We start from the raw sequence: 21,750 nt of genomic DNA, 5'->3' as shown, positions 1-21,750 counted from the left end.
ACCCGAGCGGGCACGTGTCGTTCACGATAGCCGAGGCCCCATCACGACGGGTTTTCCGCCAGGATGGACGTGTCCGCGTGTCCCAGCGCGGCCGACGGGAGGGGGCGGTCCGATGGCGAACGACGAATGGCGTGCACCCGGGGCGTCCGACGGTCCGGACGACCGACCAGGAGGCCCGCGGCAGCCGCCGACGCAGCCGCCGTCCCAGGGCACCCCAGCAGCCCCTGCATGGTCCGGCCAGCAGGGCTGGTCCGGGCCGCAGGGTCCGTCCGGCCAGCAGGGTCCGTCCGGCCAGCAGGGCCCGCCGCCGTCGCAGCGTCCGGTCATCCCGCTGCGTCCGCTCGGGTTCGGGGACGTACTGGCTGGTGCGTTCACCGTCTTCCGCCGGAACCCCCGCGTGCTGGTCCTGTGGGCGGTGCTGCTGTCCGGCGTGCTCGGGCTGGTCTCGACCCTCGTGACGACGTTCGGGCAACGCTCGCTGCAGTCCCGGATGCTGTCGGCGTTCGACGGTGGGGACGACGGCACCAGCATCATCGCGGGCAGTCTGACCCTGTACCTGGTCCTGGCCACCGTGGTGCCCTTCCTGGCCTACCTCGGCCGCGGCTTCCTGGTCGCACCGGTCGCCGTGGACACCGGGCAGCGTGTGCTCGGACGTCGCGGCACCTTCCGCGGACTCTGGTCGCTGCTGGCCGGGCGCCGGTGGAGCGTCGTGTGGTGGATCCTGCTGCAGCTGGCGGCCGGCATCGTCGTCGCCGTGCTGTTCCTGCTGGTCGTCGTCGGGCTGGTCGGTGCCGTCTCCGCGGACAGCGGCGGCACGATCGCGGCCTTCGTGCTCGGCATCATCGGCATGGCGCTCGGGTTGTTCGTCCTGCTGGCGTTCCTGAGCACCCGGTTCGCCTTCACCGTCCCCACCATCGCGCTCGAGGGCCGCGGCGTGTTCGCGGCGGCCGCGCAGTCCTGGCGGCTCACGCGCGGCGCGTTCTGGCGCACGTTCGGCATCCTGCTGCTCGTGCAGATCGGGTTCGGCATCGCGGCGGGCATCGCGGGCATCCCCCTGTCGCTCGGAGCGAGCCTGGTGTCGGGGGTGTTCGACCCGCTCGGCCAGACGAGCACCGGACCGGGTGCGTCGGTCGGAGCGGTCGTCGCACTCGTCGTCGGCAGCCTGCTGGTGATCGCGGTGCAGTGCGTCACCGACGTGCTCAGCGCCGCTGTCACCACCTTCCTGGCGATCGACCGGCGCATCCGGACCGAGGCCCTCGACCAGCGCATCGCGTCGCACCTGGAGACCGGGTCGCCGAGTGACCCGTTCGCCCCGGCCGAACCCGTCGCACGCCCGCCGTGGGGCGGACCGCAGCCGAGCCAGCAGCAGTGGCAGCAGCAGCCGGGCCCGTGGCCGCAGCAGCCTCCGCAGCAGCAGTGGCCCCAGCCGCCGCAGCAGCCGGGCCCGTGGCCCCAGCAGCAGCCGCCGTGGGGACCCCCCGGTGACGGCGGGCGCGGATGACGGGCGTCGACCCGGACCAGGCTCGCCGACTGCTCGAACGCGAGCTCGCCAAGCAGGACTACAGCGGCGCCCACGTGACCTGGTGGGACCGTGCCTCGCGGTCGTTCCTCGACTGGCTCGGTTCGCTGCGCCCGGACGGGCTGGGCTCCGAGGGCTTCGGCCGCACGGTGCTGGTCATCGCCGTCGTGGTGCTCGTGGCGGTCGTCGTGCTCGTCGTCGTCGCGCGCGGTCTGCCCCGGCGTCGGGCGCGGCTCGCTGCCGAGGGTCCCGGCGGGGTCTTCGACGGCGACGACCAGCGCAGCGCCGCCACCATCGCGGCCGCAGCTCGCGCGGCACTGGCAGCGGGCGACCTCGACCGGGCCGTGCTCGAGGGCTACCGAGCGCTGGCGCGCGGCCTCGGCGAACGCGACCTGGTCCCCGACGTCCCGGGAGCCACGGCGCGGGCGATCGCCGTCCGTGCCAGCACGCCGTTCCCGGCGCTCGCCGATGCCGTGCACACCGCCGCGACGACGTTCGACCGGGTCCGGTACCTCGACGAGCACGCCGACGACGCCGCGGCCCGCCAGGTCCTCGAGACGACACGCGCGGTGCAGGACGCCCGACCGACACGGGTCGACGGTCCGGTGGTGCCCGCATGAGCGCGCCGACGGTCGCACCCCGACGCACCGACGAGCGGCCACACGACACCGAGAGCGCCGAGGCGCCGGTGCGGGCGGGCCGTGGACTGCGCATCGTGTCCTGGGTCGCGATCGTCCTGATCGGGGTCGTGCTCGCCGCGCTCACGGCCGCCATCGGCGGCGGCACGGGCCCGACGGACACACCGCTCGACCCGACCTCGACCGCGGCGAGCGGGTCCCGCGCGCTCGTCCGGGTCCTCGAGCAGCAGGGCACCGACGTCGACGTCGTCCACGACGCCGACCGGCTCGGCGCCGACCCCGGCACGGTGTTCGTCGACGACTCGGCCGGTGTGCTGGCCCCGTCGGTCGCCCGGCGCATCGCCCGCACCGTGCCCGACGTCGTGCTCGTGACGACGGACAGTGCCGTGCTCGAGGCCTTCCGCACGCGGGCCACCCCCGCCGCACAGGTCGAGTCGGACGACACCGTCAGCACCGCGTCGTGCGGCATCCCGGCAGCCGGCTCGGCGCGCCGGGTGTCGACCACCGGGGTCGCCTACAGCGTGCACGGGAGCGGTGTGGTGCGCTGTGCCCCCACCGGGACCGGGAGCGACCGGGCGTGGGGACTCGTCCAGGCGTCGACGCCTGCCGGTCAGGTCACCCTGGTGGGCACGACCGGTGCCTTCCGGAACGACTCGATCACGACCGCCGGCAACGCCGCCCTGGCGCTCGGACTGCTCGGTGGCGACGACCGGCTGGCCTGGTACGTCCCGACCGCGGGCAGCACGGACGCGGCGCCCTCGCTCGGCGAACTCGCACCGCCGTGGGTCCCGAGCGCGATCGCGCTGCTGGCAGCCGTGGCGGTCGCCGCCGGGATCTGGCGGGGCCGTCGGCTCGGCCCGCTCGTGGTGGAGCAGCTACCGGTCGTCGTCCGTGCGTCGGAGACCACCGAGGGTCGCGCTCGCCTGGCTGCGCGGACCCGCGACCGCACCCACGCCCTCGACACCCTGCGGATCGCGGCGGTCCGTCGCCTGGGTCGTGCGCTCGGGCTCCCCCGCTCCGCCCACGTCGACGAGGTCGTCCGACGGGTCGCGGCGGCCACCGGTCGTCCGGCCGACGCGGTCGGGGCCGTGCTCGTCGGTGGTCCGGCCACCGACGACCGGAGCCTCGTCGGCGGCGCGCGGGCACTGGACGAACTCGAGCACGCCGTGACGCGCGCCGTCGCCGGGGACGCACCACGGGCCTCCCGTCCGACCGACCACACGACCGGACCACCGCAGCCGGAACCGCCGACCGACCCCCGACCAGGAGGACGACCATGACCGACCTGCCCACCACCACCAGCACCACGGACCTGCGCGACGCCTTCGGCCAGGTCCGCGCCGAGGTCGGCAAGGCCGTCGTCGGGCAAGAGGGGGCGGTCTCCGGCATGATCGTCGGCCTGCTCGCCCAGGGCCACGTCCTGCTCGAGGGCGTCCCCGGCGTGGCGAAGACGCTGATGGTCCGCAGCCTGGCCGCCGCGATGTCGCTCGACACCAAGCGGATCCAGTTCACGCCCGACCTGATGCCCGGCGACGTCACCGGTTCGCTGGTCTACGACGCCTCGACGGGGACGTTCCCGTTCCGCCAGGGGCCGGTGTTCACGAACGTGCTGCTGGCCGACGAGGTGAACCGCACACCTCCCAAGACGCAGTCCGCCCTGCTCGAGGCGATGGAGGAACGCCAGGTCAGCGTCGACGGGTCCCCCAAGCCGCTGCCCGACCCGTTCTTCGTCGCAGCGACCATGAACCCGATCGAGTTCGAGGGCACCTACACGCTGCCCGAGGCCCAGCTCGACCGGTTCCTCATGAAGCTCACGCTCGAGATCCCGCCGCGGGACGTCGAGTGGCAGGTGCTCCGCCGCCATGCCGACGGTTTCGTGGCACGCGACGTCCGGTCGGCGGGCATCACCCCCGTGGTGGGTGTCGACGAGGTCCTCGCCGCACAGCGCGCCGTCCGCGCCGTCGGAGCACGCGACGACGTGCTGGCGTACGTGGTCGACCTGGCCCGTGCGACCCGCGCGGCACCGTCGGTGCGGGTCGGCGTGAGCCCGCGCGGCGCGACGGCGCTGCTGGCCGCCGCCAAGGCCTGGGCGTGGCTGACCGGCTACGACGCGATCACGCCCGACCACGTGCAGGCCATGCTGCTGCCCGTGTGGCGGCACCGGATGCGGGTCGCCGCGGACGCCGAACTCGAGGGAATCGGCGCCGACGGCGTCCTGCAGCAGGTGCTCGAGCAGGTGCGGGTGCCGATCTAGTGGCGATCTCCGGCCGGTTCGTCGCGCTGCTCGCGGTCGCGATCGTCCCCACCGTGCTGCTCGGCAGCGGGTGGGGGGCTCTGGCGTGGGTCGGTGTCGTGCTCGTCGCCGCGGCGGTCGACGTCCGGCTGGCTGCCGACCTGCGCTCGGTCCGCGTCGAGCGACGGATGCCCCGGCTGGCCCGGCGCGACACCACCGCCGAGGGCACGCTCGTGCTGGCGAACGACGGCGGGCGTCCGCTGCGTGCCCTGGTCCGCGACATGTGGGAGCCGTCGGCCGGGCACACCCCGAACCGGATGCGCCTGACGGTGCCGCCCGGCGAACGACGGACCGCACGCATGCGGTTCGCGCCGTTCCGCCGCGGCCGTCGTCGGAGCGCCGGGGTCGCCGTGCGCGCGTTCGGTCCCCTCGGGCTGGCCGCACGGCAACGCGTCCTGGTCGCTCCCGCCGAGCTGGTCGTCACGCCGCCGTTCCGGTCGCGCCGACACCTGCCCTCGCGGTTGGCACGGCTGCGCGAGCTCGACGGTGAGACGACCCTGCAGCTGCGCGGGCACGGCACCGAGTTCGACTCGCTGCGCGACTACGTGCGCGGCGACGACGTCCGCTCGATCGACTGGCGGGCCACGGCGCGGCGGCAGGACCTGGTCGTCCGGACCTGGCGACCCGAGCGCGACCGCCGCGTGGTGGTCGTCGTCGACGCCGGTCGCGCGGGTGCGGGCCGGATCGGTGACGAACCCCGGCTCGACACCGCGATCGAGGCCGCGCTGCTCATCGGGGCCCTGGCCGCGGCGGCGGGCGACCGGGTCGACCTGGCCGTCGTCGACGACCGGGTGCGTGGCCGCGTGCACGGCGCCACCCGCGTCGACGTCGTGCAGCGGTTCGGCGAGACCCTCGCGCTCGCCGAGCCGGGCCTGGCCGCGACCGACTGGGCCGGCGTGCCGGCACTCGTCGACGCCGTCACGACGCAGCGTTCCCTGGTGGTGCTCGCCACGAGCCTGGACTCCGTCGGGGCCTCGGGCGACCTGCTCGCGGTGCTCCCGACGCTGGCGCGGCGGCACGCCGTCGTCGTGACCGCCATCGAGGACCCGGCCGTGACGGCGATGGCGAGTGCCGGCGGCGGCGCGGGGCGGGTCGGGGCTGCACCGGGCCTCCCGACCGCTGCCGGACGTGATGTCTACCGCCGGGCCGCCGCCGCACGCACGCTGCTCGATGCGGACGGGGTGGCCGACGTCGCCCGCCGCGCGGGCGCGGAGGTCGTCAGCGGCACGCCGGAACAGGTGCCGCCGCTGGTCGCGGACGCCTACCTGCGGGCCAAGGCGGCCGGGAGGCTCTGACCGGCCCCGGTACGCCGGCTGCCGGCCGGGCGCGGGGACGGGTCGTGCCGTGTCGCGCCCCGCTGCGGACGTCGCGCCCCGCTGCGGACGTCGCGCCCCGGTGCGCGGGGGCGCGATGTCACCCAGGGGGTGCGATCCCCGGCGGACCGCTCAGCCGGCGACGATGGCCGACGCGCCGCGCTCGAACTCCTCGACGTCGCCACGCTCGCCCGCCCGGGCCGCGCGCCCGCCGATCACCCACTGGTAGTACAGGACGAGCGCCAGCGCCACGGTGCCGATGCCGATCTTCACGGGCCAGGGCCAGTCCTGCCGCGTCACGGTGCCCTCGACGATGCCCGAGAGCAGCAGCGTCAGCACGAGTCCGGCGGCGACGGCGATGAGCGCTCGACCGTCCTGCGCCAACGCGTCGGCGCGGGTGCGGGCACCGGGTGCGACCCACGACCAGAAGATCATCAGCCCCGCGCCACCGGCCAGGAAGATCGAGTACAGCTCGAGCTGCCCGTGCGGGGCGATGTACAGGAAGAAGTCGCCGAGCCGGCCCTGCGAGTGCATGATCGACGCCGAGACGCCGAGGTTCAGCGCGTTCTGCACGATCGAGTACGGCACGAACAGCCCCGTGATCCCGAACGCCACCATGCTCGCGGCGATGTACGCGTTGTTGGTCCAGACCTGCGCCGTGAACGCCCCGAGCCCGTGGGCGGAGTAGTAGTCGACGAAGTCCTGCGTGGCGTACTGCCGCAGCGCCGCATCGGTGCCGAACGTCGCCACCGCGCCGGGGGTGGTGCTGATCCAGACCGCGGTGATGCCGGCGATGGCGAACGTCGCCACGGCGACCCAGATCGTGACCCAGCGGATCCGGTGGAGCGCCGCGGGCAGCTGTCGGCCGAAGAACGTGGTCAGCACGGTCAGGGGGTCGGTCGGGGTCCCGGTGAACCGCAGCCGGGCGCGGTGCAGCGTCAGCGAGAGGCGGTCACCCGTGGTCGAACGGGGCGCGACACCGCGGATCCGCGCCAGGTCGGTCGCGGCGGACTGGTACCCGGCGACCAGGCGGTCGACGTCCTCGCCCGTGCGGGGCCGCCGCGCGGCCAGCGCGTCGAGGTCCTGCCACGCGTCGCGGTGCACCTCGGAGTACGCGTCCAGGTCCATGCGGCTCCCCCTCGTGCGCTGTGCGGTCCTTCCGCCAGTATGGTCCCATGCCGAAGCGATCGACGCCCCGTGACCTGACGGACGCCCGGTTCGTCCGGGCGCTCGACGACGCCGGGGACGAGCTCGTCGTCGGCGAGGCCGTGGCGCTCGACGTCCTGCCCGCCGGCATCGTGCTCCGCCTGGCCGCAGCGCTGCTCGACGGCCTCTGCCTGGTGGTGCTGTACGTGATGCTGCTGCTCGGGCTCGCCCGGCTCTGGCCGCGCGGGCTCGACGACGCGTGGCTGGCGGCGGCCCAGATCGCGTCGCTCGTCGTCGTGCTCGTGCTGGTGCCGGCGGCGGTCGAGACCGTCACGCGCGGCAAGAGCGTCGGCCGGTACGCGTTCGGCACCCGGGTCGTGCGGCTCGACGGGGGTGCGGTGTCGTTCCGGCACGCCGTCACCCGGGCCCTCGTCGGCCTGCTCGAGCTGTGGAGCACGTTCGGCTCGGTCGCGCTGCTGGTGGCACTGTTCGGGTCACGGCCCCGGCGGCTCGGGGACCTGCTCGCCGGCACGGTCGTGCAGCACGAACGCCTCCCCCGCACCCGCGACCCGATCGTGCTGATGCCGCCGACCCTGGCGGGGTGGGCCTCGGTCGCCGACGTCCGGGCGCTCCCCCAGGGTCTGGAGAACCGGCTCGGGGCGTTCTTCCGCGGGGCCGCGACGGTGCAGCCCGCGCTCCGCGACGCCACGGCCCGGTCACTGGCCGCCGAGGTCGCCGCCTACGCCCACCCGGTGCCGCCGGTGCCCGCCGAGGAGTTCCTGGCCGGTGTCGTCGCGCTCCGCCGCAGCCGCGATCGCCGGGCGTTCGAGACCCGCGCGCGGGTGCTCGCCGACGCTGCCGTCACCGCCACGGCCCGCCCGCCGGGCTTCCCGCGCTGACGCCGGGGCCACCGCGGGGCCGGCCCGCCGTCAGTAGCGGTAGTGGTCGGGCTTGAAGGGGCCCTCGACGGGGACGCCGATGTAGGCGGCCTGCTCCGGGCGGAGGGTGGTGAGCCGGACGCCGAGCGCGTCGAGGTGCAGGCGCGCGACCTTCTCGTCCAGGTGCTTCGGCAGCACGTACACGCCGGTCGGGTACTCCGACCGCCGGTTGTGCAACTCGATCTGCGCCAGGACCTGGTTCGTGAACGAGTTGCTCATCACGAAGGACGGGTGCCCGGTGGCGTTGCCGAGGTTCATCAGCCGGCCTTCGCTGAGCACCAGGATCGACCGGCCGGTCGGCAGCCGCCACTCGTGCACCTGCGGCTTGATCTCGACCTTCTCGGCACCGGCCAACGACTCGAGCCCCGCCATGTCGATCTCGTTGTCGAAGTGCCCCACGTTCGCCACGATCGCCAGGTGCTTGAGCGCCAGCATGTCGTCGACGCCCACGACGCCGAGGTTGCCCGTGCACGTCACCACGATGTCGACCTGGTCGGCGACGTCGGCCAGCCGCGCGACCTGGTAGCCGTCCATCGCGGCCTGGAGTGCGCAGATCGGGTCGACCTCGCTGACGATGACCCGGGCACCCTGGCCGCGCATCGCCTCGGCGGCACCCTTGCCGACGTCGCCGTAGCCGACGACGAACACGACCTTGCCGCCGATCAGCACGTCGGTGGCGCGGTTCAGGCCGTCGGGCAGCGAGTGCCGGATGCCGTACTTGTTGTCGAACTTCGACTTCGTGACCGAGTCGTTCACGTTGATCGCCGGGAACTTCAGCTCGCCGGTGCGGAACAGCTCGTACAGCCGGTGCACGCCCGTCGTGGTCTCCTCGGTGACGCCCTGCACGTCGGCGGCGATCCGGGTCCAGCGGTCGGGCGACGACGCGAGCGACGCGGCGATCGTGTCGAGCACGATCCGGTACTCGGCGCTGGCGTCGGGGCCGGCGTCCGGCACACGACCGGCGGCCTCGGCGTCCGCACCGGTGTGCACGAGCATCGTCGCGTCGCCACCGTCGTCGAGGATCAGGTTCGGGCCGGTCCAGGACGCCCCGGCCGCGGCGGCCTCGGCGCTCCAGTCGAAGATCCGGCTGGTGCACCACCAGTAGTCCTGCAGGGTCTCGCCCTTCCAGGCGAACACCGGCACGCCCGCGGGTGCGTCGGGGGCGCCGGTCGGTCCGACGGCGACGGCCGCGGCTGCTTCGTCCTGCGTGGAGAAGATGTTGCAGCTGGCCCACCGCACCTGGGCGCCGAGCGCCGTCAGGGTCTCGATGAGCACCGCGGTCTGCACGGTCATGTGCAGCGACCCGGCGATGCGGGCACCGGCGAGCGGCTGCGTGGGGCCGAACTCCTCGCGCAGGGACATCAGCCCCGGCATCTCGTTCTCGGCGAGGCGGATCTGGTGACGACCGGCCGCGGCGAGGCCGAGGTCGGCCACGCGGAACGGTGCGGCCTGGGTGTCGGTGGTCATGCCGCAAGTCTGGCACGGGCACCGTGCCGGGGGCCCTGGACTGCGTGGGATGACGGACAGGAGGCCCGTGGCGGGCCCGGCCCGTGCCTCCCGTCCGGCCGTGGCCCGGTCCCGGTCCGGCAGTCCGGCCGTGGCCCGGTCGCGGACCGGTCGTGGCCAGGTCAGTCGGCGGTGCGCTCCTCGCGCAGTGGCGCTCGGCGGATGACGTGCCAACCCTGCGGGACGCGCAGGCCGGCGGCGTGCCGTGCGCAGAGGTCGTAGCCGTGCGGCTCGACCCGGGTGGAGAGGGGCCCGACGACGACCATCGAGTCGCCGTAGTCGTACGTCAGGGTCGCCGATGCACTCGCGCCACACGCGACCTTGCTGCAGATCCGTACGTCCATCCCGACCTCGACCCTACCGGCCCGGCCTCGGCGCGCCCGCCGCGTACGATGTGGGGATGCGCCGCAAGCCCCGACTCGTCATCCCGGTCGACCGCGGACGCGGACGCTCCCGTCACGGCCGCGGCTCGCGCTCGAGCGTCACGGGGCCCGAGCTCGCGCCGATCATCACGCGGGCCGAGGCCTTCGACCGCATCGTCGGCGACACCGCCCACTACCTGCTCGGGCTCTGGCCGGAGGAACTGCACGGCGTGGTGTTCCAGGTGGCGGACATGCCGACCGACACCGCCGTCCCGGACGCCATGCCCCGATGGCGGGTCGAGCACGACGAACGCCGTGTGACGGTGTTCCGGATCCCGGTCGAGCGGGTCACCCGGTCGCCGGAGAAGGACGACACCGATCGTCGGGTGATCGTCGAGACCGCGGTGTTCCGCGCCGTCGCCGAGCTGCTCGACAAGGACCCGTGGGACCTGGCGCCGGACCGCTACCGCCACTGGTGACGACGCGGTTCCGGGCCGGAGAGCTCCGCCGTGTCCGCCCCGTGCAGGACGACGGCGTCGCGGGTCAGGGGTAGACGCGCAGGGGGGTCGAGACCTCGCTGGCCGGCCGGACCGGGAACCCAGCGACCCCGTCGCGTCCGGAGTAGGTCACCCCGACCGAGAGTCCGCGCGCTCCGGTGATGACGAGCTGCTTCGACGTCGGCACGGACACCGACGCGGTGGACTGCGACGGCACCTCGACGCGCTGTCGGTCGTCACCGGAACGGATCGTGACCTGGGCGTCGCGCGTGGTCGGGTTGACCAGGTTCATCCGGCTGGTGTCCCCGGGGGCGACCGCCGTGATCACGCGGCTACCGAGGGGCTCGGCCGATGCGAACCACCCCACGTCGGTCGCGCCGTCCTCGGTCGGGGTCGTGGTGCGCGCACCCGTGACGACCGGCTCGGTGGAGCTCACGGTGAACGAGTACCGACCGTCGGGGAAGTCGTCGAGCGCGACGTCGGTGACGACACCCGGCTCGGCGGTGGTGTTCACGGTCGTGCCGCCGCCGTCGGCCGTGGTGATGCCGAGGGTGACCCGCGCCGCGGTCGTGCCCGGCACGAAGATCCGGACGACGGGCGCGGCGTCGGCGGTGTCGTCGCCGCGCTGGGACTCCTGCGCACCCCGCAGTGCGACCGCGGGGATGACCTGGTTGCGTGACGGTGCGGCGCCGCCCGAGACGATGTCGAACCCGCCGGGGGTGAGCGTGCGCACGACGCTCTCCTGCATGTGGGCGACGATCTGCCCGCCGGACGAGGTGACGTGCACCACCGTCGAGCCCTGGTCCGAGACGAAGCCGGACAGCGGCACGACCTTCTGCGAGTTCGGTGCGACGACGATGCCCGTCGTGCCCGGGGCGCTGACGGAGCCGGTCGCGTCGTAGATCGCCAGGTCGACCGTCGCGTTGACGTCCGTGGGGTTGGACAAGGTGATCAGGCTGGTGCGCCCGGTCTCGGTGGAACCGCCCACCAGCCAGGTCGACGGCGACGGGTCGTCGCAGGACGCTGCCGCGATCCCGACCAGGTCGCCGTCGGAGACGCTCTGGTAGCTCGACCCGGCGACCTGCGGGGTGGTGTCTCCCGCGGGCGCGGTGAGCAGGGTCGGGTCACTGCTGCCGGTCGATCCGGCCTGCAGGTCGGTCCGGTCGACGGTCTGCCCGGTGGTCGCCGTCGCGATCGTCGGGCGGCCCACCGTGCTGGCCGTGGTCGCGTCGTTGCCCGACTCGTCGGAGAGCCGCAGCGCGCTGCCGGCGCAGACACGCTCGGCGTCCGCGGGCACCGGCGTGACGGTGCGGCCGGCGGGGCGACCAGGGGTCTCGGTGGTGCCGAGCGTGTGCGCGGCGGCGATGGTGCCCGCCGCGACGACGACGGCGATCGCGGTGGCCGTCCCGCGGAGGACCCAGCGGCGAGCGGTGGAGGTCATTCGTCGCGCTCCTCGTCGAAGGTGGTGGCGGGTTCGTCGGCCTCGAGGACGTTCGAGGTGGCGCGGCGTCGGCGCGGTGCGGTCGGCACGGCGAGCAGTGCCGCTGCGCCGAACACCACCCCGAGCACGACCAGGTACAGCGCGTGGGTCGCCTTCGACGCGCTGGAGCCACCGCCCGTGCGGTCGACCGTGCCGTCGTAGTGGAACAGCTGACCGTTCGTGGTGTCGCCGATGCTGGTGAACCGGGCGTCCTGCCCGATCGCACCGGCAGCACGGTCGTGCACCTGTTGGGCGAGTGCGTCGTCCGAGGCGTCGTCGAGCAGCACGAAGCTGATGCCGAGCTCGCGGAGCGCGGGTTCCGGGTCGTAGCCGCTGCGGCTGGCCAGGTTGCCCGCGAGCGTCGCCAACCGCGACCCGGACGGGCTCAGCGACAACGCGGTCGCGTCGAGCGTCGACTGGTCGTCGAGGGTGGACCCCTGCCCACGCTCGAGCGACACCGCGAGGGAGCCGTCCGACTGCGGTTCGACGACGAGCGTGCCGACGTCGGGGTTCGCCTGCGCCTCGGCGTTGACGTACGCGCTGAGCACGCGGCCGGTGGTCGGCTGGATGACCGCGGTGCCGAGGTAGAAGGCCGCGAAGGCCGGCGCGACCGCGACCCCGGCGAAGACCGTCGCGACGAGGCCGACCACGGGCGCCTGGCGTGGCACGGTGTCCACGCCGATGCAGGCCGCGACGACGATCGCGAGCCAGTACACGCTGAGCCCGCTGCCCGGCCAGACGATCGTGGTGGTCGACCCGACGCCGGTGACGGTCACGTGGGTCGCGGCGAAGGCGGTCGCGAACCCGAGCAGCGCCGCGAGCAGCGCCGTGCCGGCGACCGACCAGCGGTGCCCGAGCACCGCACCGATCGCGGTCGCGGCGATGGGCAGCGCCAGGACGGCCAGGGCGACGGGGAGCGCCGCGGCGACCAGGTCGAGCGGGGAGCTCGCCGACAGCCAGCCGTTCCAGTCGGGCAGGGGCTGACCGATCGCGAGTTGCAGCGCCGAGGGCGCCCGGGTGGCCGAGGGCACGCCCGGGTCGGCGAAGACGCCGAGCAGGTTGCCGCGGGCGACCTGGGTCAGGACGAGCGGGACGAACAGCACCGCGGCCGGCACGGGGATGAAGACCCGGCGGTGCGCGTGACGCCATCCGGCAGCCAGCGCGACGAGCCACCCGATCAGCAGGACGGGCAGCAGCGACGGAGCACTCGCTGCGACGGCGGCGAACAGCAGCGCGGCGCCCGAGGCCGAGGCCCACGACCGGTGCGCCTCGAGCACGGTGAGGAACAGCCACGGCAGCAGCACGTGGGCGATGACCGCGCCGAGGTGCCCCGTGGTCACGGCACCGACCAGCGCGGGAGCGATCGTGTAGAGCGCCGCGCCGATGACGGGCACCCACGTGCGGGTGGTCAGCTTCCGCACGACGAACCACGCGCCGAGCGCGGACACCGGGAACGCCAGCAGCACGACGACCACGACGGCGGTCGACGGCGACCAGAACACGATCGAGCCGAGCACCGCGAGCACCGCGGCGAAGGGGTCGCTCGGCCCGGTGAACCCCGTGCCCAGCGAGTGCCAGCCGTAGCCGACGTTCTGCCACAGCTGCGCGACCGAGGTCGACAGCGGCAGCAGACCCCCGCCGGTCAGCGCCGGCGAGCCGAGCAGCGGGAAGAGCGTGACGACGCTGAGCAGGGCGGCCGCCAGCACGACCCAGATGCCGCCGTCGCCCAGGAACGACGCGCGGGCCACCGGTGCGTCCTCGACCCGCGCGAGTTCGACGTCGCGCGAGGTCGTCCGCCGCTCGTGCACCCGCCGCCAGCTGATGCGCAGGGGTTCGACCGCGGCCCACCCGAGGCGCTTCGAGCGCGCGAGTGCCGTGCGGGACCGCGCGGTGCCACCGCCGAACGCGACCGCGAACGCCGCGGCGAGTTCGCCGGACACCGCGGCCGGGTGCTTCGCGACGAGGTGCCCGACCGCGCGTCCGACCGCGAACGGCACGAGCGTCAGCCAGTGCAGCCACAGCAGGCCGGCGGGCGCGTAGGTCATGCGACGGTGCAGCTGCGCCTGACGGTGCAACCGGACCCGGCGGGCCTCGGACACGCGCTTGCGGCCGAACTCCTCGATCGGGCCGGCGGTCGTCGCGCGGGCGTCCGGGACGACGGCGACACGGTGGCCGGCGAGTCGGACGCGCACGCAGAAGTCCAGGGCGGCGTCCACGTCGGGCAGCGCGGGGTCGAAGCCGCCGAGCGCCTTCCAGACCGAACGACGCACGAGCATGCCGCCGGCGGCGACGGCCATCACATCGGTGTTCCGGTCGTGCTGGCCCTGGTCGAGCTCGTCCTGCACCAGGACGAGCGACCGGCCGAACCGGGTCATGCTCTCGCCGAACGCCCGGATGCGGGACGGGTCGTCGACCGCGGTGAGCTTCGGGCCGGCGACCGCGACGGACGGAGCGATCTCGACCGCGGCAAGCATCTCGGCGAGCGCGGTCGGCGCGGGCGCGTTGTCGTGCCCGACGAGCCAGAGCCACTCGTCGACGGACTCGTCCGACTCGGGGTGCGGTGCGGCCTGTTCGCCGACGGCGACCGCGTCGCCGAACGACCGTCCGGCGGGGATGCGCGTCAGCTGGGCCGAGCCGCCGAACTCGAGTTCGGCGGTGGAGCCGTCCGTGGACCCGACGTCGACGACGACCAGGTTGTCGGGGTGGCGGGTCTGGCTCGCGAGGGCTGCCAGGGTCCGGTCGAGGTGGTCGGCCCCGTTCGCGACCACCAGGACGGCTGTGACACGGGGCTGAGCGGAACTGGGCTGCATGACGGGCGTCACTCTACGGTCTGGAGGCTCGGCACCGGCCCGCCGTGGCGGCGCGCCGTGAACCTGTGGAGACGATCACCGCACGGTGCGGGGCGGGCCCGCACCGGGCCTCCACGGCGGGTTCCCGGCGCGCTGAGCGCTCAGGCGCGCTTGCGCAGCTTCCGGCGCTCGCGCTCGGACAGGCCGCCCCAGATGCCGAACCGCTCGTCGTTCTCGAGCGCGTACTCCAGGCACTGCGACCGGACCTCGCACGACGTGCAGATCTTCTTCGCTTCGCGGGTGGAGCCGCCCTTCTCGGGGAAGAAGGCCTCGGGGTCGGTCTGCGCGCAGAGCGAGTCGACCTGCCACGCGAGGGCGTCGTCCTGGTCGGTGTCCGCTCGTCGGACACCGGGGACGCCGAGCGCCACGGGGTCGACGTGCCAGTCTTCCGGAACTCCGGCGTGGAAGTCGGAACCGCTCACCCTGATCACCCCTTGGTTTCTCGCTCGCAACGCAGCGCCCCGGACCCTGTCGGACGATGTCGTTGCCTGTAATTACAGCGGTGTGATTCCGAAAGGTCAAGTCGCGGATCATAGAACGCACTGACCGTTCCGGCGTGTCATGTCCCCCGTACGGGCGTGTCGCGCCGGTTCTGTCGGCCGAGCGGGGGACAGATCGCGTCCCTCACCCCACGCGGCGGCGGGCTTCCCAGGCACTCGTGACCATCTGGTCGAGCGTGTGCCGCATCGCCCAGTCCAGGTCGCGCGCCGCTGCCTCGCCCGTGGCGACGATGCGGGCGGGGTCCCCGGCGCGACGCGGCGCGACCTCGGGCTCGAAGGCGATGCCGGTGCCCCGCGCCATGGCGTCCATGATCTGGCGGACGCTCACGCCGTCTCCGCTGCCGAGGTTGTAGGCGCGGTCGAGGGGCGCACCCGCCTCGAGCTTCGCGGCCGCGACGGCGTGCGAGTGCGCCAGGTCGGCCACGTGCACGTAGTCCCGCACGCACGTGCCGTCGGGCGTCGGGTAGTCCGTGCCGTTGATGCGGGGCGTGCGACCGGCCAGCAGCGCGTCGAACACGAGCGGGAACAGGTTGTGCGGGCTGGCGTCGTACAGGTCGGGCTCGCCCGAGCCGACGACGTTGAAGTAGCGCAACGACGTCGTGGTGAAGCCCCGGGCGACCTCCATGTCGCGCAGCAGCCACTCGCCGATGAGCTTGGACTCGCCGTACGGCGACTCCGGGGCCTTCGGCGTGGACTCGACGACGTTCTCGACGTCGGGCGTGCCGTAGACCGCGGCACTCGACGAGAAGACGACCTTGTCGACGCCGACCTCGGCCATCGCGCGCAGCAGCGTCGCCATGCCCGTGACGTTCTGCTCGTAGGTGTGCAGCGGGCGCTCCACCGAGACGCCGGCGTACTTGAAGCCCGCGACGTGCACGACGCCGGTCACCGCGTGCTGGCGCATCGTGTCGGCAAGCAGCGCGCCGTCGAGGATCGTGCCCTCGACGAACGGGACGTCCCGGGGCACGAAGCCGCGGAACCCGCTCGAGAGGTCGTCGAACGCGACGGTGTCGATGCCGGCGGCGCCGAGGGCGCGGACGACGTGGGACCCGATGTACCCGGCACCGCCGGTGACCAGCCAACTCATGCTGGTCACGGTAGCGGACCCGGACGACGCGGTCGGCGTCCGTGCGTCAGTCGGTCGGCGTGCCGGTCGCGATGAAGACCGTCGAGGTGAGGCCGGCCGCCGAGTCGGCCTCGACCGTGACGTCGCCCTCGTCCGGCGTGATGAAGCAGGACTCCCCCTGGCGCAGCAGGGTCGCCGACGTCGCGCCCACCAGCGTGACGACCCCCTCGGTGCAGACGGCGATCGAGGGACCGGACAGCGGGGCGACGCCGCCGGTGCTCAACCCGACGGGCGCACCGTCCCCGGTCACCCGGACCAGGGCGAACCCGACGCCGTCCGGGGCGAAGCGGTCGACGCCGACGGCGAGCTGCTCGGGTTCGAGCAGCGGCGCCGGGTACGCGGTGAAGTCGAGCACACGCAACAGCTCCGGCACGTCGACGTGCTTGGGGGTGAGACCGCCGCGCAACACGTTGTCCGACGGCGCCATCAGCTCGATGCCGAGTCCGTCCAGGTACGCGTGGATGTTGCCCGCCGGCAGGTACATCGCCTGGCCGCGGGTCAGGGTGACGCGGTGCATCAGCAGCGAGACCACGATGCCGGGGTCACCGGGGTACGACGCAGCGAGCGACGCCACCGTGGCGGTGTTCGGGCTCGGGTCCGGCGCGTCCTGGGCCAGGTGGCTGGCGGCGTCGACGACCGCCTGCGCCGACGGGTCGGCCGTCTCGAGCCAGCGGACCGTGTCCTCGAGGCCCTGCTGCAGGTGCGCCACCAGTGGGCCGAGCCGCCCGCTGCCGGCGTCGAGCGCCCGGACGTCGGCCAGGGTCTCGGCGACCGGTCGGAAGCCGCTCAGGGCCTCGAACCGGTCGCTCAGGGCCACCACGAGCTCGGGCTTCGGGAACGGGTCCTTGTAGTTGCGCGCCGGGTCGTCGATCGGGACGCCCGCCGCCTGTTCGCGGTCGAAGCCCTCGCGCGCCTGCTCGGGTGTCGGGTGCGCCTGCAGCGACAGCGGTGCCGCGGCGGCCAGGACCTTGAGCAGGAACGGCAGGCCCGTGCGGTCCGCGCCGAGCGCCGTCTGCGGCTCGTCGGCGATCCAGTCGAGGACGGTGTCGGCACCACCGACCATCGCCGGGTTCACGACGACGCTCGGGCTGCCCGGGTGGGCGCCGAGCCAGAGTTCGGCCTGCGGGGCGCCGGTGACGGTCCGTCCGAGCAGCTCCGGGAGGGCCGTGACGGACCCCCAGGCGTAGTCGCGCGGGGTGTTGGTGATGCCGAGGAACATGCCCCGAGCGTATCGGCCGCTCGCGCGGCGTTAGCCTGGACCCCGTGACGAACACCTGGCCGCTGGCCCGCGGAGCCGTGTCCGAGCGCGAGGCCTTCGCCTTCGGCGCCGCCGTGCTGTTCACGGTGTTCGCCGGCGACGCCGTGCCGAACGCGCTGACCTGGTACGGAGCCGCACTCGTGTGGGCGGCCATGGGCGCCTGGGGCGTGGTGCTGACGGTGCGCGCGAAGCCGACCGTCGCCCGGACACCGCGCGCGCTGTGGATCTTCCTGGCGTGGTGCCTGGTCACGGTGGCGTGGTCGCACTGGCACGCCGCGACGCTCGCCAGCATGGTGGCGCAGGTGCTCTGCGCGCTGGTCGCCTTCGTGATCGCCTCGACCCTGACGTGGCGCCGCATCCTCGACGCGGTGAGCCTGGCGATGCGGTGGGTGCTGCTGCTGTCCCTGCTCTTCGAGGCCGTCGTCGCCGTGGTCGTCCGGCACCCGATCGCCCCGATCTGGACCGACTACGGCGACCGGACGGTGCCGGACGCCTTCTACTTCTCGCGCGCCGAGCTGTTCACCGGCGGGCGCATCCAGGGCCTGCCCGGCAACGCCAACCTGCTCGCGATGGTGGCGCTGCTCGCCGCGATCGCGGTGGCGGTCCAGCTCGCCGAGGGCCGGATGCGTCGCGCCCGGGCGATCGGCTGGCTCGTCGTCGCCGCGGTCGTGTTCCTGCTGACGCGTTCGTCCACGGTGGTGGTCGCCGCCCTGGTCGTCGGGGTCGTGTTCCTGGTGGCCGTGTGGATCCGTCGCACGCCGACGGACCGCCGGACACCCCGGTACCTCGCGCTCGCCGGGGTCGTCGTCGTGGTGGCCGGCGTCGGCGTCGCAGCGCGCGGCGTGCTGCTCGGACTGCTCGGCAAGAGCTCGGACCTGACCGGCCGCGGCGAGATCTGGGGGCACGTGCAGGGCCTGATCGACCAGCACCCGGTCATCGGCTGGGGCTGGATCGGGTACTGGTGGCCGTCGATCCCGACGCTCGCCGACCTGGCCCACCGCAAGGGCGTGACCTACCTGCAGGCGCACGACGCGTACCTGGACGTCTGGATGCAGACCGGTGTCGTCGGGCTCGCGCTGTTCGTCGTCTACGTCGCCACGACGCTCGCCCGGTCGTGGGCGTGCGCGACGCGGATCGGGTACGACGCCGCACTCCGACCCCGCTCGTTCGACCCGGTGTCGCTGCTGCCCCTGCTCGTCGTGGTCGCCCTGCTCGTGCAGTCCGTCGCCGAGTCACGGCTGCTGTACCAGGGCAACTGGATCCTCTTCGCGCTCATCGCGATCAAGTCCCGGATCGTGCTGGTCGGCGAAGAGCCGGTGTCGATCGGCGACGGCCCGCGCACACCGCCGGCGAAGCGGGAGTTCCGCTGGGCCGGCACCCGCTGACGCGTCGTCCCGTCAGCGCAGCACGAGGGCGCAGGGGACGGCCGTGCGCCACGGTGCCGTCCGGACCTCGACGGATCCGGACGGGTCCGCCCGGCAGGCGGTCACCCCCGCCTGCACCTGGGGCGCCCAGGCCGGACCGTCACTGCGCTGGGTGACGCCCGGCGCGACGTTCGTGACCGCGGCGGCGACCACCACGGCGATCGCGACCCAGGCCGCGGTGCCGCCGGCCAGCCCGGCGACGACCCCCCGTCGCGAGGCCGGCCGTCGCAGGGACCACGTCCGTGCGTCGGCGAGCACCGCCGCCGCGAGCACGACCGCGGACGTGAGCAGCACCGCCGACGCGGCGCCGTAGCGGGACGGCTCGGCGCCGACGAACTCGGCGACGGCCCGCTCACCCCACCCGCCGTTCGCCGTGACGTTGGCGACGAGCCCCGCGGTCCAGACGGCGACCGACCCGCCCGCGAGTGCGAGGACCTGGATCCGGGCACGCCAGGTGCCGACCACCAGGGCTGCGACGACCAGGACGGCCACCACGGCCACGGGGACCGCCAGGACGACCCAGCCGTGTCTGCCCACCGCGTCGGCGACCGAGCCGACCCCGCGGGTCCAGGCGCCCGCGACGGGCTGCAGCAGGTAGCCGCGCACGACGTCGCGGACGGTCGGGTCACCCGGGTGCGACGGCCGGTACGTGGTGAGCGCGGTGACGACCTGCAGGGTGCCGGCAGCGACGACCACGATCGTCACCGGGAGTGCCCGCAGGCGTTCCGCGGTTGTCGGCCGCCACCACGCGACGGCGAGCAGCGGCAGGAACAGCAGCGTCTGCGGTTCCGTGAGCACCGCGGCGGCCGCCAGCAGCGCGACGACGGCCGACGACCACCACGTGCGCACCCGTGCGCTGACGAGCCACGGGACGAGGACGAGCATGAACCAGTGCAGGTTGGCCGCGTTCCCGCTGATCTCGTACGGCACGACCGGCACGAGCACGGGGACGGCGGCCAGCACCAGCCGGAGTGGCCACGCGGGCACCAGGTCACGGGCCAGGACGAACACCGACCCGGCGACGATCCCGACGACCACGCAACAGGTGGCGGCGACCGTCACCGCGTACTGCTCGATCGGACGGACGAACCCGACGTCGACGACCAGCCGCGGGAGCAGGTGCAGGTACCCGGCATAGGGGTGGAACAGCGACTCGCCGGCGCCGTACGCCACCCGGTCCCGGAAGAAGGGGCCCCCGTCCTCGGCCCAGACCGTCGCACGGGTGAGGGGCCCGAGTCGGTACCAGGCCACACCGGCGGCGCACACCGCGACCACCAGCGCGGCGATCGCCGTCGACAGGGTCCTCGGCGCGCGCTCCATCGCCCGCCGACGCTACCCGAGATATCGCGTCCCGCGATATCGACGCACCGCGATGCCGACTCGGCACGAGCCCGACGCACCGCGATGCCGACTCGGCACGAGCCCGACGCACCGCGATGCCGACTCGGCACGAGCCCGACGCACCGCGTCAGCGGCGGCGACACCCAGAGGGGTGCGAGAGGATGGAGCGGTGACGGACCACCGGGTGACCAGGCGCGCGCTCGCGCGCCGGTACCTGTCCGCGTGGATCGGGTTCTCGGCGGGCGGGCGGTTCAGTCAGGCCCTCGCCACCGTGGTGCTGCTGTTCGCCTTCGGGCAGCCGACGGTGCACGCGCTGGTCGGGACCGCGGGCACGTGGGCGATCCTGGTCACGCTCGTCGTCCTGGCCGGGCTCAGCCTGCTCGGCCAGCGCTACCGCATCGAGTGGCACGGCGTGCTCCCCCTGTCGCTGCTCGCCTTCGTCGGCTACTGCGCGCTGAGCGTCCTGTGGAGCGAGTACTCGTGGGTGGCGCTCCGCGGGTTCGTGGCCACCGTGTGCTTCATCGGCCTCGGGCTCTACCTGGCGCTCGGCCGCGACCTGGTGCAGGTCATCCGCGCTGCCGGCGACGCGTTCCGCATCCTGCTCGTCGTCGCCCTCAGCCTCGAGGTCCTGTCCGGGCTGGTGCTGGACGTCCCCCTCCCCGCGTTCGGCATCCGCGGCGACATCGCGTACGGCGGCCCGATCCAGGGCATCGGGGGCACCCGCAACGTCATGGGGTTCGTCGCCGCGGTCGCCCTGGTGACGTTCGTGGTCGAGTTCCTCACGCGCTCGGTGACGATGTGGCGCGCCGTGACCTCGACGGCACTGGCCGTGATCACCCTGATGCTGGTGCAGTCCCCCATCACGGGCCTGGCGATGATCGCGCTGGCCGTCACCGCCCTGGCACTGTGGTCGCTCCGGCACGCGCAGCCCCGTACCCGACCGGTCGTCAACACGGTGCTCGGGGCCGTGGTCGTGGGGATGGGGATCGTCGGGGTGCTCGCGCGGCACCGGATCCTGGCCGAGATCGGTGCCGCCGGCGGCAGCGCCATCCGCCTCGACCTGTGGGCACAGATCCGGCTGCTCAGCACGCAGTACCCCATCCAGGGCTGGGGCTGGGTCGGCACCTGGCCGCACGAGGCCGTCGTGCCGTACTCCACGTTCATCGGTCCCGATGGGGTGCGCTTCACCTCGGGCCTGAACGCCTTCGTCGACGCCTGGCTGCAGATCGGCCTGGCCGGCATGCTCATCCTGCTCGCCACCGCGCTGCTGGCCTTCGCACGCGCCTGGGTCACCGCCACCACCTTCCCCGGTGTGGCGTACGTCTGGCCCGCGGCGATCCTGGTCCTGCTCGGGGTGACGAGCACCGCCGAGAGCTACCTGCTGCACGGCGCCGGCCTGATGCTCTTCGCCACCGTCATCGTCGTCGCGGCGCGCCGCCGCTCCTGGCGGCGGCACCTGCCGCGCACCGAGCACCCGACCTGACCCGTCGGGTGCGGTCCGGTCCCCGTACCGGACAGGAGGCCCGGGACCCGACCGCCACGGACCTCCCGTCCGGCGCG

The 21,750-nt window shown here is 74.0% G+C and carries 18 protein-coding genes; 9 read left to right on the top strand and 9 right to left on the bottom strand.

The window, feature by feature from the left end:
• The first annotated feature begins 112 nt into the window (after positions 1-112).
• Genes ACLBWP_RS08380 through ACLBWP_RS08360 form a run of 5 tightly spaced genes read left to right on the top strand, consistent with a single transcriptional unit; the run spans position 113 to position 5,745 of the window.
• Entirely contained in the window at positions 113-1,501 is a 1,389-nt protein-coding gene (locus tag ACLBWP_RS08380) for a glycerophosphoryl diester phosphodiesterase membrane domain-containing protein (protein WP_447654808.1), read from the top strand.
• Positions 1,498-2,139: a DUF4129 domain-containing protein gene (locus ACLBWP_RS08375; protein ID WP_243561516.1), complete on the top strand. Its 642-nt coding sequence runs from the start codon at positions 1,498-1,500 to the stop codon at positions 2,137-2,139. Before ACLBWP_RS08380 ends, ACLBWP_RS08375 begins: the two co-directional genes overlap by 4 nt.
• On the top strand, positions 2,136-3,437 hold the full coding sequence (locus ACLBWP_RS08370; RefSeq protein WP_447654807.1) for a DUF4350 domain-containing protein: 1,302 nt from the start codon (positions 2,136-2,138) through the stop codon (positions 3,435-3,437). Before ACLBWP_RS08375 ends, ACLBWP_RS08370 begins: the two co-directional genes overlap by 4 nt.
• Positions 3,434-4,411 carry an AAA family ATPase gene (locus ACLBWP_RS08365; protein ID WP_243561520.1) on the top strand — a complete coding sequence of 326 codons (978 nt, stop codon included), beginning with the start codon at positions 3,434-3,436 and terminating at the stop codon, positions 4,409-4,411. Before ACLBWP_RS08370 ends, ACLBWP_RS08365 begins: the two co-directional genes overlap by 4 nt.
• Positions 4,411-5,745 (top strand): DUF58 domain-containing protein, encoded by a 1,335-nt coding sequence (locus ACLBWP_RS08360; protein ID WP_447654806.1) that lies wholly within the window; start codon positions 4,411-4,413, stop codon positions 5,743-5,745. The genes ACLBWP_RS08365 and ACLBWP_RS08360 overlap by 1 nt, the downstream gene beginning before the upstream one ends.
• 150 nt (positions 5,746-5,895) lie before the next feature.
• Here the strand turns inward: ACLBWP_RS08360 and ACLBWP_RS08355 are convergent, their stop codons facing one another.
• Positions 5,896-6,891, bottom strand: coding sequence for a stage II sporulation protein M (locus ACLBWP_RS08355; protein WP_243561523.1), 996 nt, complete (start codon positions 6,889-6,891; stop codon positions 5,896-5,898).
• A 47-nt stretch (positions 6,892-6,938) separates the two neighbouring features.
• Between ACLBWP_RS08355 and ACLBWP_RS08350 the strand changes: the two genes are divergently transcribed.
• Positions 6,939-7,808, top strand: coding sequence for an RDD family protein (locus ACLBWP_RS08350; protein ID WP_243561524.1), 870 nt, complete (start codon positions 6,939-6,941; stop codon positions 7,806-7,808).
• A gap of 30 nt (positions 7,809-7,838) precedes the next feature.
• Here ACLBWP_RS08350 and ahcY read toward each other — a convergent pair whose 3' ends face one another.
• Positions 7,839-9,314 carry an adenosylhomocysteinase gene (gene ahcY, locus ACLBWP_RS08345; RefSeq protein WP_447654805.1) on the bottom strand — a complete coding sequence of 492 codons (1,476 nt, stop codon included), beginning with the start codon at positions 9,312-9,314 and terminating at the stop codon, positions 7,839-7,841.
• Positions 9,315-9,475: 161 nt separating this feature from the next.
• Entirely contained in the window at positions 9,476-9,697 is a 222-nt protein-coding gene (locus tag ACLBWP_RS08340; protein WP_243561526.1) for a DUF3499 family protein, read from the bottom strand.
• A gap of 56 nt (positions 9,698-9,753) precedes the next feature.
• Between ACLBWP_RS08340 and ACLBWP_RS08335 the strand changes: the two genes are divergently transcribed.
• Positions 9,754-10,194, top strand: coding sequence for a metallopeptidase family protein (locus ACLBWP_RS08335; protein WP_243561528.1), 441 nt, complete (start codon positions 9,754-9,756; stop codon positions 10,192-10,194).
• Between the two features lie 64 nt (positions 10,195-10,258).
• Here the strand turns inward: ACLBWP_RS08335 and ACLBWP_RS08330 are convergent, their stop codons facing one another.
• The 5 genes from ACLBWP_RS08330 to manA form a co-directional block, all read right to left on the bottom strand.
• Positions 10,259-11,653 (bottom strand): DUF5719 family protein, encoded by a 1,395-nt coding sequence (locus tag ACLBWP_RS08330; RefSeq protein WP_447654804.1) that lies wholly within the window; start codon positions 11,651-11,653, stop codon positions 10,259-10,261.
• On the bottom strand, positions 11,650-14,502 hold the full coding sequence (locus tag ACLBWP_RS08325) for a glycosyltransferase family 2 protein (RefSeq protein WP_447654803.1): 2,853 nt from the start codon (positions 14,500-14,502) through the stop codon (positions 11,650-11,652). Before ACLBWP_RS08325 ends, ACLBWP_RS08330 begins: the two co-directional genes overlap by 4 nt.
• Before the next feature lie 140 nt (positions 14,503-14,642).
• Entirely contained in the window at positions 14,643-14,972 is a 330-nt protein-coding gene (locus ACLBWP_RS08320; RefSeq protein WP_374202500.1) for a WhiB family transcriptional regulator, read from the bottom strand.
• Positions 14,973-15,165: 193 nt separating this feature from the next.
• Positions 15,166-16,128 (bottom strand): UDP-glucose 4-epimerase GalE, encoded by a 963-nt coding sequence (gene galE, locus ACLBWP_RS08315; protein WP_447654802.1) that lies wholly within the window; start codon positions 16,126-16,128, stop codon positions 15,166-15,168.
• A gap of 46 nt (positions 16,129-16,174) precedes the next feature.
• A complete protein-coding gene (gene manA, locus ACLBWP_RS08310) occupies positions 16,175-17,386 on the bottom strand; it encodes a mannose-6-phosphate isomerase, class I (RefSeq protein ID WP_447654801.1) in 1,212 nt (403 codons plus the stop codon).
• Between the two features lie 44 nt (positions 17,387-17,430).
• Between manA and ACLBWP_RS08305 the strand changes: the two genes are divergently transcribed.
• Positions 17,431-18,810 (top strand): O-antigen ligase family protein, encoded by a 1,380-nt coding sequence (locus ACLBWP_RS08305; protein WP_447654800.1) that lies wholly within the window; start codon positions 17,431-17,433, stop codon positions 18,808-18,810.
• Positions 18,811-18,822: 12 nt separating this feature from the next.
• Here ACLBWP_RS08305 and ACLBWP_RS08300 read toward each other — a convergent pair whose 3' ends face one another.
• Complete coding sequence (locus tag ACLBWP_RS08300; protein WP_447654799.1) at positions 18,823-20,169, bottom strand: hypothetical protein; 1,347 nt, start codon at positions 20,167-20,169, stop codon at positions 18,823-18,825.
• A 190-nt stretch (positions 20,170-20,359) separates the two neighbouring features.
• Between ACLBWP_RS08300 and ACLBWP_RS08295 the strand changes: the two genes are divergently transcribed.
• The gene (locus ACLBWP_RS08295) at positions 20,360-21,673 is read left to right on the top strand and encodes an exopolysaccharide production protein (RefSeq protein WP_447654798.1); all 1,314 of its coding nucleotides are present in this window, start codon (positions 20,360-20,362) and stop codon (positions 21,671-21,673) included.
• Positions 21,674-21,750: the final 77 nt, after the last annotated feature.

The organism is Microbacterium sp. M1A1_1b, from assembly GCF_053345565.1.
The sequence above is the reverse complement of the archived record's forward strand: the minus strand, read 5'-3'. Positions and strand labels throughout refer to the sequence as shown.

Bases quoted from the DNA above. Each gene is read 5' to 3' on its own strand.
- galE (WP_447654802.1), bottom strand. From the start codon at position 16,128: ATGAGTTGGCTGGTCACCGGCGGTGCCGGGTACATCGGGTCCCACGTC.
- ACLBWP_RS08325 (WP_447654803.1), bottom strand. From the start codon at position 14,502: ATGCAGCCCAGTTCCGCTCAGCCCCGTGTCACAGCCGTCCTGGTGGTC.
- ACLBWP_RS08380 (WP_447654808.1), top strand. From the start codon at position 113: ATGGCGAACGACGAATGGCGTGCACCCGGGGCGTCCGACGGTCCGGAC.
- manA (WP_447654801.1), bottom strand. From the start codon at position 17,386: ATGTTCCTCGGCATCACCAACACCCCGCGCGACTACGCCTGGGGGTCC.
- ahcY (WP_447654805.1), bottom strand. From the start codon at position 9,314: ATGACCACCGACACCCAGGCCGCACCGTTCCGCGTGGCCGACCTCGGC.
- ACLBWP_RS08335 (WP_243561528.1), top strand. From the start codon at position 9,754: ATGCGCCGCAAGCCCCGACTCGTCATCCCGGTCGACCGCGGACGCGGA.
- ACLBWP_RS08375 (WP_243561516.1), top strand. From the start codon at position 1,498: ATGACGGGCGTCGACCCGGACCAGGCTCGCCGACTGCTCGAACGCGAG.
- ACLBWP_RS08330 (WP_447654804.1), bottom strand. From the start codon at position 11,653: ATGACCTCCACCGCTCGCCGCTGGGTCCTCCGCGGGACGGCCACCGCG.
- ACLBWP_RS08300 (WP_447654799.1), bottom strand. From the start codon at position 20,169: ATGGAGCGCGCGCCGAGGACCCTGTCGACGGCGATCGCCGCGCTGGTG.
- ACLBWP_RS08350 (WP_243561524.1), top strand. From the start codon at position 6,939: ATGCCGAAGCGATCGACGCCCCGTGACCTGACGGACGCCCGGTTCGTC.
- ACLBWP_RS08355 (WP_243561523.1), bottom strand. From the start codon at position 6,891: ATGGACCTGGACGCGTACTCCGAGGTGCACCGCGACGCGTGGCAGGAC.
- ACLBWP_RS08370 (WP_447654807.1), top strand. From the start codon at position 2,136: ATGAGCGCGCCGACGGTCGCACCCCGACGCACCGACGAGCGGCCACAC.
- ACLBWP_RS08340 (WP_243561526.1), bottom strand. From the start codon at position 9,697: ATGGACGTACGGATCTGCAGCAAGGTCGCGTGTGGCGCGAGTGCATCG.
- ACLBWP_RS08365 (WP_243561520.1), top strand. From the start codon at position 3,434: ATGACCGACCTGCCCACCACCACCAGCACCACGGACCTGCGCGACGCC.